The 10,920-nt window shown below is 42.5% G+C and carries 9 protein-coding genes and 1 pseudogene; 4 read left to right on the forward strand and 6 right to left on the reverse strand.

Going from position 1 to position 10,920, the window contains the following annotated elements; genetic code table 11:
- Nucleotides 1–245: 245 nt before the first annotated feature.
- Complete coding sequence (locus tag DCCM_RS19785) at nt 246–440, reverse strand: Spo0E family sporulation regulatory protein-aspartic acid phosphatase (RefSeq protein ID WP_104373509.1); 195 nt, start codon at nt 438–440, stop codon at nt 246–248.
- A 228-nt stretch (nt 441–668) separates the two neighbouring features.
- Nucleotides 669–1,745, reverse strand: coding sequence for a GerAB/ArcD/ProY family transporter (locus DCCM_RS16595; RefSeq protein WP_104373510.1), 1,077 nt, complete (start codon nt 1,743–1,745; stop codon nt 669–671).
- Nucleotides 1,746–1,839: 94 nt separating this feature from the next.
- Here DCCM_RS16595 and DCCM_RS16600 point away from each other — a divergent pair.
- A pseudogene (locus DCCM_RS16600) lies at nt 1,840–2,301 on the forward strand (ATP-binding cassette domain-containing protein); the annotation flags it as partial.
- A 446-nt stretch (nt 2,302–2,747) separates the two neighbouring features.
- Nucleotides 2,748–3,983 (forward strand): macrolide efflux MFS transporter Mef(A), encoded by a 1,236-nt coding sequence (mef(A), locus tag DCCM_RS16605; protein WP_104373511.1) that lies wholly within the window; start codon nt 2,748–2,750, stop codon nt 3,981–3,983.
- A gap of 247 nt (nt 3,984–4,230) precedes the next feature.
- Here the strand turns inward: mef(A) and DCCM_RS16610 are convergent, their stop codons facing one another.
- Complete coding sequence (locus DCCM_RS16610; protein WP_104373512.1) at nt 4,231–5,859, reverse strand: IS1634 family transposase; 1,629 nt, start codon at nt 5,857–5,859, stop codon at nt 4,231–4,233.
- Between the two features lie 724 nt (nt 5,860–6,583).
- On the opposite strand from DCCM_RS16610, the gene DCCM_RS16615 reads away from it, so the two are divergent.
- Nucleotides 6,584–8,482: an SWIM zinc finger family protein gene (locus DCCM_RS16615; RefSeq protein WP_104373513.1), complete on the forward strand. Its 1,899-nt coding sequence runs from the start codon at nt 6,584–6,586 to the stop codon at nt 8,480–8,482.
- 152 nt (nt 8,483–8,634) lie between these two features.
- Here DCCM_RS16615 and DCCM_RS16620 read toward each other — a convergent pair whose 3' ends face one another.
- On the reverse strand, nt 8,635–9,105 hold the full coding sequence (locus DCCM_RS16620; protein WP_104373514.1) for a PIN domain-containing protein: 471 nt from the start codon (nt 9,103–9,105) through the stop codon (nt 8,635–8,637).
- A gap of 4 nt (nt 9,106–9,109) precedes the next feature.
- Nucleotides 9,110–10,258 (reverse strand): helix-turn-helix domain-containing protein, encoded by a 1,149-nt coding sequence (locus DCCM_RS16625; protein WP_104373515.1) that lies wholly within the window; start codon nt 10,256–10,258, stop codon nt 9,110–9,112.
- A 141-nt stretch (nt 10,259–10,399) separates the two neighbouring features.
- Between DCCM_RS16625 and DCCM_RS18815 the strand changes: the two genes are divergently transcribed.
- On the forward strand, nt 10,400–10,564 hold the full coding sequence (locus DCCM_RS18815) for a hypothetical protein (RefSeq protein ID WP_165792223.1): 165 nt from the start codon (nt 10,400–10,402) through the stop codon (nt 10,562–10,564).
- Between the two features lie 97 nt (nt 10,565–10,661).
- Here DCCM_RS18815 and DCCM_RS19060 read toward each other — a convergent pair.
- A partial coding sequence (locus DCCM_RS19060) for a hypothetical protein (protein ID WP_207655622.1) occupies nt 10,662–10,920 on the reverse strand: 259 nt, incomplete at its 5' end.

Here is a 10,920-nt window from a genome sequence, read left to right on the forward strand (position 1 = left end):
GTTAGGGGTGTTTTTGTTGTTTTCATTCAAAAATAGTCGAATCAAACTCAGTTATATCAAGGGTTGAAGTCAATTATTCATGTGAGAAAGTTGAGTTAATTGACTCATGAGTAAGTGTAACATTTTTTTGATCGATCCCGGTTGGAAATAAAACAACTAAAAGACAGGCGACAGCCATCACCGCACAAGAAGTACAAAAGTGATGACCGTTAAGGGGGTATATGTGGGGAGAGTAGGGTCTATGCTTATTCTTTTCTTGAAAACTGTGCAAAATTAGGCATATGTTTTAACATATACCTTTGTATTTGAAAGATAATCTTATCAACTTTTTGACTTTGCAATAATACCTTGGGATGTTGCATGCCATATTTTTGAACCATTTTTTCAAGACGCTGCCGGTGAATACTAAGCTGCATTTGAAGTATATAAAGGTTATTCATGGTGAATTACCGCCTTTATCCTTCTTTTTTCAACAATATCAAAAAAATATTACGAAAGAATTACATGAAGTTTAACAATTTTGAATTGTGAAAAATAATGGGACTGTAAAAATGTCCGCCAGCAATCTATGGGGTTTGTCAGTGAGCATGGTTATTATTGTGCGCCGCGCCCTTTGGGGAAAGGCGTCCCCGGCTGTTATTGATGCGTGGGGCAAAGTCAGGTGATGCTTATTTACTAAAACGAATTTTTGCAACCAGCCAAATAAGTAAAGGTATTCCTAATTCAATAGGTATTTTGAAATATGGATTTATCTTGGCGGCATAGTATTCTTCTGCAGTGTAGTTTGTATAAATTAATATTGATAATGCTACAATTATTACGCAGATCGGTGTAATTATATGACGATGGTCTTTGATGTTTAGCCATTGTGCAAAACCGGTAGTGAATGCGTAAAAGCATATGCATAACTTGCTAAACGCAAAAATGAACCAATTTAAAGTTAATAAAATTACTAATATGTTACTGGCCGGTGCTTCTTCCACAGCTCTTATGACAGGATAATTGTGGCGTATACTTGCCTCCACACCTAAAACGCTAAGTGTGCGCAAAATGCTCCAGTCTAAAATGAGAAAACCAATTAATATGCCGCCTATTAAAAATTTCCCATGGCGTTTTGAATTATTAACTTGAAATAATATCATTGAAAAAATAATTATTTCACCAAAGGGAAAAGAAGCTGCTATTACCGCGCCATGAATTAATGGTGTGTAGCCGTTTTCCATAAGCGGCAGAAGACGATTAAAATCTGATTGGGGCAGAGTTAGAATGGAAGTAGCCAATAAGGTTAGTATAAGCAACGGAAATAATAGACTGGAAATTCTTGAACAAACTTCAAGTCCACTTTTAACTGAACAGGCGGTGATAATGATTACTATTGTATGTGTTACCACAAGAGGTGTGTTTGGCAGAATAGCTGCTTGAACAAAATCTCCAATATTACGTAATATTAAAACAGATAGAATTAGGGCGAACCAAAGAAAAACACCGCTAATTGCTTTGCCGATTGGGTAGCCAAGCACCTTAACACTGTATTGAATTATAGATTCGTTTGGAAATAATCTTTGTAGTGATATTAATAGCTTGGCAAGTATGATTGATAAAATCATTCCCATTAACAAAGCCAGCCAGGCATCTTGTCTTGCCTCGCTAGCCACGGCGGGAGGCACCAGCATTATTGCGGTACCGATTAAAAAAACAATAACAAGAAATAGTAAATCTTTTTCTGATATTGATTGTTGTTCCATTTTGGACTCCAAGGATTAGTTAGATGTTGTAAGAATATCCAAAATTAATTTTTGTATTCAGTTATCACAAGATATAGAGCTTTATGAGCGACACATATATGGCCGTGAGGGAGCCACCAGGGAGGAAGTCATACTTGCGGCGAAAAAAGCCTGCTGCCATGATTTTATTATGGCGCTCCCTGATGGGTACGGCACGATGGTGGGCGAAGGCGGGAACACCCTGTCAGGGGGTGAAAAACAGCGCATTTCCATTGCCCGTGCCATCTTGAAGGACGCCCCCGTGGTTTTGCTGGACGAGGCCACTGCCTCTTTAGACCCGGAAAATGAAGTGGATGTGCAGAAGGCGATCAATACCCTGGTCCAGGGCAGGACAGTCATTATCATCGCGCACCGGCTGAAAACCGTCGTCACCGCAGACAACATCATTGTTCTGGAGAACGGGCGGATCGTGGAGCAGGGTAAGCATGAGGCGCTGCTTTCTCAGCAGGGATTGTATGCCCGGCTGTGGTCGCTTCAACAACAAACAAGCGGTTGGAATATGTCCGTCAATGAATAAGCCGGATATTACCGCGCCCTTAAATATAAAAAAGTAAAAACCGGATACCTTATCTTTGGAGATTTTGTTAATTATGTGCAACAATTGATGGCAAAGTTGTAATGAACCTCTTTAGTATTGGCAGAGATATATTATTTATGATAGAATAATTCAGTACTTAGAGAATTTAAGGAGGACATTCTATCTATGTATTCTGTTCGTTTAAGATAAGCCGGCAATAAAAAAGCAGTAAAAACATCCACAATTGTGGGCTTTTTTGTTGTGCTTATTTTGCGAAACAGGACATGGATAAGGGTGAGGTGTAACCATTTGAGGTTATACGTTTTCCCTATGTCTTTTTAACGTTGATATGCAGACTAAAGCTCACATTGAGGATTTTAGTCTGTATTTTTTATTGCCAGAAGTAGAATAAAATTGACAATAAAAAGGCAAGGAGAAAAACAGATATGACAATAGAAACTTTAAAATGGGAGCAAAAATTCTTTATAATTTGGACAGGTCAGGCGATCTCGTTGATCACCAGCGCCATCCTGCAAATGGCAATTATTTTTTTCCTAACCGAAAAAACCAAATCAGCAATGGTGCTTTCAATTGCTTCATTGGTTGGCTTTCTGCCATATGCGGTGTTTGGGCCTGCGATCGGTGTATTGGTTGATCGCTATAACAGAAAAATGATCATGATTGGTGCGGACTTAATTATTGCCGCGGCCGGCGGAACATTGGCCCTTGTGGCCTTATATATGGAACTGCCTGTTTGGATGATTATGGTGGTTTTGTTCGCCCGTAGTATCGGAACAGCTTTCCATTCCCCGGCACTAAGCGCTGTAACCCCTCTGCTAGTGCCGGAAGAACAGTTAACCAAATGTGCTGGTTACAGCCAGTCTATGCAATCAATCAGTTATATTGTCAGCCCTGCAATTGCAGCTTTTCTATACTCCATCTGGGATTTAAATTTGATTATAGCTATTGATGTATTAGGTGCCGTAATAGCTTGTATAACAGTGGCCCTTGTGTCCATTCCGGAACTCAGCATGGAGCAACGCCACTTAAAGAAAAAATTTATGGAAGAAATGAAAAACGGATTTTTTGCTTTGAAAAAAAATAAAGGATTGTTTGTCCTGCTTTTAATAGGAACTTTATATATGTTTGTTTATATGCCGATTAATGCTCTCTTTCCGCTCATGAGTATGAGCTATTTTAATGGAACACCTGTACACGTTTCTATAACCGAGATTGCTTTTGCCGCGGGTATGCTGGCGGGAGGTCTGTTATTAGGGCTATTGGGCGGATACCGAAAACGAATTATGCTAATGGTTACTTCTGTTTTTCTGATGGGGTTCAGTCTGACTGTTTCAGGAATTCTTCCTTCAAGCGGTTTTGGGGTATTCGTTTTGTGTTGCGCCATTATGGGGCTTTCCGTTCCGTTTTACAGCGGCGTTCAAATGGCTCTTTTTCAGGAAAAAATCAAACCGGAATATTTAGGAAGAGTTTTTTCCCTTACAGGAAGCGTCATATCTCTTGCTATGCCTTTTGGCCTGATCCTATCTGGATTCTTTGCTGATAGAATCGGTGTAAACCATTGGTTTCTGATGTCGGGTATTTTAATTATCGGTATTGCGATACTTTGTTCATTAGTCCCGGACATTAGAATATTGGATCGTAAAGGAAATATTGAAGGTTAAAGAAGGTACACCCGGGGAAAAAGCCCCTACGTATGAAGTTCGCAATACCCTTTTCTTCATACGCATACTTCGTACGCCATAATAAAAAGCCCTTGCGTATTTGCTTTTAGCAAAACCGCAAGGGCTTGAAAAAAACAATTCGCGGGTTTCCCTTTACTCGACTTTGCAACTTGAAAATTAAGAATCCAGTAAAATCAAGGGCTCAGGGTCATTTGGGATAGACGTACCACTACAAACTTCCCCTTTGTTAAAACAGGGGCTGCAAATAGTAATCTGAATTATTAGGACTTGAGCTTGTTAAGTCAGAAACCTGAAGGGGTGGCCGGATTCCAAGCCCCTTAAAGGCCTGGTGTGCGCTCCCCGCCAGTTCAGTCCGGCACAGATATTTTCTATCATCCATGGTCAGTTCTACAGCTCTAAGCTGTTGTAGATCCCGCAATAAATAGGTGTATTCAACAGTAATTTCCTTTTCTTTTAATCGTCTTTGCAAAGCCGACTCCAGCACCAGGGCCAGAAAACATACCATAATGTGCCCCCGGACCCGGCTGTCTCTCCAGTGATAAACCGGCCTCAGGTCCAAGCTGGACTTGATTTCCCGGAAGGCCCGCTCTACACGCCACAGATCCTTGTAGGCAATGGCCACCTGGTCGGTATCGAGCTGGCAGTTGGTACGCAACACATATTTCCCGTCAAAACGGGCTTCTTCTTTTAATGTTTTTTGGTTAATACCAACCACAGAATCTTTTTTTATTACCACATAGCGTCGATAGCCACTATTTCCTATCAACGACTTGAAGCCATTTTGCTTGATCTGTTTTTCCAGTTTTTGAACCATTTCCTCCCGGGCGTGCATGTCATGCTCTGCCTGGATGGGGTTATGGCAGACTATGTATCTATCGGCATCGTACCAGACTTCTTTTACCCTAAGGTTGCCCTTGACTGTTTTATACCGGCCACCAGTCTTAAGCACTTCACCAACATCTATTGCCTTGCGCATGCGCATGCCGACGATATATTCAATATGGTCACGGTCCAGTGCATCCAGCAACTCTTTACTGACCATGCCCCGGTCACCAACAAAGATAACCCGGGTTAGCTTGAACCTTTTCCGCATATCGGCGATTATTTGCCTGAATGTATCCACCTCAGATTGATTGCCTGGAAAAACCTCATGAGCTATGGGTATCCCGGCCCGGGTCATGACTACGCCAATCATTACTTGCAGCCTGTCCGGCCGGTGGTCCTTAGAATAGCCGTAACTGGCCAACCCGTCAGGGCCTTTCCCCTCAAAGTAGGTGGATGTCGTGTCCCAAAACACCATGTCTACCTCGAGGTCAAATAAATTCTTGGTTCGTTCAAAAAGGTCAAGCTCTATACTGTCCTTGTTTTCCGAGAGAAGGTCCAGCGACCTGTAAAAGTGGTTTGGCAACAACTCTAAAAAAGATGGATGGTATACCGCATCAATCCATTGAATTACACCCCGCTTTGACAGCGGGTCGCTGATCCTGTTTAAAACCATGGCATAAACCGCCTCGGCCAGATGAAAGCTTACATGCGCCTTGGAAAAGTGGCTTTTTAAAATACTATGCAGTCCCAGTTGCTCCCAAAGGTGCCTGAATATTAAATCCAGGCCCCATTCCCTGGCGCTGTGTACCATAAGCTTCTCAGCCTCGGCCTGAATCCATTTTCTCTTTGAAAACTTAACCAGGCTTGCGACCAGACGATCGAGGCTGCCTTCCTGCAAGTCCTCAATGCGGCCCAGGTTTAAAACTACCTTCTGGCGCACCTTGTCGTTCTCGCGCACTGATTCAACTATCTGTATGTAGGTTCTCTGGGAACCATCTTTGTTGGTAAAAGTTTTAGTTCTAGCGTACATGGCACTTATATTTTACCATACAATTAAATTTATGTCATTAAATATAATCAAAACGTGGCAGCACAATTTTGAGATTTTTAAAAGACGCCCCTTGATTTTACTGAGTTTTTAGCCCCAAAACCGTTATAAATCTTAGAAAAGTTGCAAACTTGAGCTTTACCGGTACCGAAGAAGGGAGCCGAACCCTTACGGTGTTGCCACCAGCGGATTTTGAGTCTGGCGATAACATGTTAAATATTACTATTGGCTGGCAGCCCATATTGGGCAGGGGATTTAGGCTCCGAATTGCGTAAATTTTTAATGGGCACTCCGCGTGAGAGTAGCCTGTTTCCCGACTTTTACGAAACTCGCAATGGGTGTTTTTTTATAAAATCCAGTGCAAACTAAAATAAAAATATCATATTTAGCCGGGTTTGCAAGTAACAAGGGCAACACAAAGAAATGGCGGTAGTTGAGCTTCAGTGTCAAATATAGTATAATTTTATATGAAATTTTGCATTAATTCGGATATGTTGAAAAATAAAGGAGTCAAAATGCATTTAAGTCAAATATACATCAGAAATTTGCAGTTATTGAGCAAAAGATAGTATTGATATGGGAGCATAAATCTTTTAAACTTTGGGAATGCCGAAGAAAGCATCATGTGACTTGAAAGCCCCAATATTGCAAACGAGTTGATGAAAAGTTTGGATGAGTTATTGAGTAAAGATGAGGGCAGAAAATAATGAAGAAGAACCATGATCTAAATAAGTTACTGGCGGCGATGGAAAGCTATATTCCGGATTACATTATAGAGAGGGGACTTGAATATTATGAAAATGGGCTTGTGGAAAATGTTAATATTGACGGACAATGGGTACATGCCACTGTTTTAGGCAATTATGGGGATTATAACGTCAAGGTGCATATGGCCGATTTCAGCAAAAGCCGGTGTAGCTGTCCGTATGAAGATTACTGCAAGCACATGGCGGCGGTGGTTTATCAGTTGACCAGGGAATACGCCGGGGAGCAAGGTTACAGTGAACCTGCCGGCGGTCCGGGCCGGTATAAGCCGGATGAGACTGAAAGTGTTGCCGAACCTAGCGCAAAGCAGCCGGATGATGATCTGGACCAGCGCCTGAAAAGCATGGGGAGAGAGGATTTACTGGGGGCCATAAAGCAGTTGATGGAAACCGATCCTTCCTCACGTGAAAAGATTCGCCTCATCCTTGTCGAACATGAGCGGACCGCAGATTTACATTCTGACCGGGTTTGCCGGATGGGGCTGTACAGCTCACTTAAATACCATCAACAACAATTTTCCGCCATTTTAAAAGAGTGCGAGTCCCTGTTCACCGAAATAGATATGAATGATGAAGATAGTGATGATGATTGGGGATACGGCAATGAATATGCTGAAGATGCATGGAATTTTACCATGGGCCTGGAGAGGTTGCACCGTTATGGCCGGGAACTGCTGAAACTGGTTACCTCCGAACATTACATCTCAGGAACAGTGGGGCTGCTGGTGGCGGTTAAGGGCCTGGAAGAGTGGATTGATAAATATGACGACGAATACAGCGGCAGCGAACTTGTTGACGGATGTTCGGAATTTGAGAATTACCTTTGGGAAGCGCTGGCAATTGTGGGCCAGTGCCAGTTGCACGACCCGCAGGCGCAAACATTTTTAAGGGAACTTATCGATTGGGTCGTTCACCAATGCAAACAGCTGGATGATTTGTTGGCGTGGACAGCCGTTTTGACCCATTGTGTCCCGGAGCGGCGGTATCTTTGGCATTTGAAAGAGCGCATCATGCAGCTGGATAGGGACTTTTTGCGGAGCGACCGCCTGCAGGATGAAAGAGCTCGCCGGGCTTTAGTGTATTGGTGGGTCCAGCTATGCTTGTCTTTAAACCAGGAAGAAGAGGCCAAGCAAACCGCCTGTATACTGGGTGAGACATTGCAGGCCGATAATTCCCTGGCTTACTGTTTTGTGAGATATTATGAACGGCGGGAAGAATGGCAAGAGGCGGTTAGAACACTACAAAACATCTTGAACGCAAACTCCCGGGTCAACCCACAGGAATACCAGTGGATTATCCACCTGTGCCAACAGTCCGGAGATAAGCAAGGGGTAAAAGAATGGCACGAAAAATGGTTCCTTTCCCATCCTGATTTGGACTTGTTTAAGCGGAATGCGGCGCTCCATAAAGATGATGATGACAAAGAAGCCAGAATCCAAAAATGGATTGATGCCATGAGACGTAAAAGAGAATATGCATTGGCCATCGGCATGCATCTCTACCTGGATGATATCGACAAGGCCTGGGCTGAATTTATAAGGCACAAGGACCGAATAGAAATTGATGAGCCGCTGCTGCTCAAACTTTTTAAGAAAATGAAGAAACATGAACCGGCAAGGCTGATCCCCCTGTACAGGGATTTGGCGCTTATTAATATCAGCCGCCGGGGACGCAGGGCATACGCCAAGGCGGCCAGGTGGATGAAAGATTTGCGGGAAGTATGCTCCTTATCCGGAAAGAGTGAGGAATGGGCTGCCTTTCATGGACAGGTCATGACTGAGTATCGTCGGTTCAGGTCCTTGATGGAGGAAATCAGGGCAGCAGGTATCGGGCAGCCTTAACGCGGGAAGGATTAAGATAACGTCTGTTGTGAAATTTCCGCATGGTCCTTCCACTTTTATGCTCTTTGTTTTTGGAATGCCAGCTTTTGATGCAGTCTGCCGTCAGTGGCTTGCCTACATTCAGACAGTTCCAAGTCTTTTAAGTGCTTTTGCTACAATATTTCCATGATGTATTTCGGATTAATCTTCTGTATTTCTAATATAATATCCTTCGCATGTTCAACAGGTAGCCCGCCAGATTCTACCAATATACAAATGAGTTCAATCCCCCAGATTAATGGTACACCTTCAAGCTTACACTTCTGTCTTAAAGGTTTATCATTTGTTACACACGTCCAGCCATATTCTTTGGCAAGAATCAAACATAAATTATCTTGAAAAGATAGGGGATCTTTTTTTACAGCCGCCATCATAACATGCTCTAGTTCTGGTTCCACAAGTATAATTCCAAGTTTAACACAAGTGCGCTCATCGATTTGGTTAATTTCACTTAAAACAGGCGTAGCTAAATATATTTGACCTACGTAAGTACAAATCAATTTAATAATTGTCCTGTCGCATTTACAGAAATCGATGAGTATGTTGGCATACAGTATAAGAAAATGCCTCTTTTTTGTCCCCATTTGTTCACACCCACGAAGAGACTATTTCTCGCATGTCTTCAAGATCTAGTCTGAGAATTTCTGCTCCACGACTCATGGTTATTTCATCTTTTTCAATAGCTTTACGAACCAATCTGGATAAACGATCTTCAATAAAGTGTGATGGGGACAGGGAGTCTGGTTCCTGGGAACGCAATACTTCCGGCGATTGTTGAAATTTATCCGGGGGCAAAGCTTCCGGTTCATCCGCAATACTCAATGTTTTACCGGTTCTTAGCTTATAAGCACTCTGGAATTTTCCCCATATAGAATTCCCTAGAATTTCAGAAAGGCGATACAGGACAGTTTTGTAACTAACCTGAAATATTCGCTTTACTTTAAGGACTCGGTCGACAAAGGACAAGCCGTAAGTATCGTCCCATTCCGATTTAAAAGCTTTTTCCGGCATCAAGAAATGAGAAGCAAAGACATTTGCCTCATTTTCCTGGCTTTCATCTTCAGCAATTTCTTCTATGTTGTAGGCGTCCAGATGGAGAAGTAAGTGCCCTAGTTCGTGAGCGGCGCTAAAAATCCATCGCTCAACGGAAATTCGTTCCCATACATTAATAATAACAGCAGGGCCTCCATCTTCCCTGGCAACAGACAAGCCGAAGAAACCGTCTGACGCGAGGCTTAGAGGGTATACTTTTATCCCGCATGATTCAAGTAAACCAGCGATATCGCGAATAGGCTCATTTTCTTTGAGATTCAATATTTCTCTTGCTACTTTAGCTGCGCATTTAGCTCTGGTGTATCCGGTACTCGTCGAAGACAAATCCCTGGCAAGATCTTCGAACCGGTAATCTTTACGGTCCTGTAATAATTCCTCCAGGTAATTAAAATCATCAAGCCACCGTGCAACCTCGGTTAAAATGCTGTCCCGGCTGTTCATTTTTTTAGATGCTCGAAATCTGACCCTCTTTAATGTGCGAACCGGAACAAATAAATCCTGGAGCTTTACTCCGATACCGGATGCTATATTCTGTAATGTTGATACTTTGGGGGTTGTGCTGCCGCTTTCAATATTCCGATAAGCAACCCTGGAAATCCCGGCAAGATCGGCTACTTGGGATTGAGTCCAACCCTTTGCCTCACGAATCCGGCGAAGGTTTGCACCAATAATGTTTTGATCCATCTTCACCACCCTTTTATCTTTATTATATACAAAAAAACATAATTTGAATACATGATATTTTAACTTGCCAAAAAAATATTTCCTGTATATAATGAGGCTGAAGTGGTATCCATATTAAACCAAAGAGAGGGGGGTAAAAAGATGGCCAAAAACACAGGTAAAAACTATAGACATGGCGCGGTTTCCAACCGGTCTCAAGCTTACAATCCAAAATCCGGTACATGGGTCAAGCGCGATAGTAGCACCGGCCGGTTTATGGATGTGAAGTCGGGTGGAAACCCATTTAAAGGGGTCACAAAAGAATAATTTTTTAAAGGGGTGGTGTGGTTTGCAAGAATTAAAAAAGTAAAAAGAACATCCTGGCCGATGCTCTTTTTACTGTGATTTCTCAATTTTGCAAACATTAAAGCAGATAGAGAGGATGGGGAACCCTGCTATCTCGCCAAGTCCGGGGGAAATTTACAAGCAAGATTTCTTGATAAGTATGAAACTTTTTTAGTAACAAAGATGTAGAATTGCCAGTCATATACATTGACCATTTGCGGAAAAGAAAACTAGTACAGTGCCAACTCTTAAACTGTGGATAAAGCCGCTTCAGCTTGATTCTTGCATCATTGGTCGTGAACTGCCAGTCAACACCTTTTTGGTTTCTGTTTCTTGCG

Source organism: Desulfocucumis palustris (genome assembly GCF_002933875.1).
Taxonomy (GTDB): Bacteria; Bacillota; Desulfotomaculia; order Desulfotomaculales; family Desulfocucumaceae; genus Desulfocucumis; species Desulfocucumis palustris.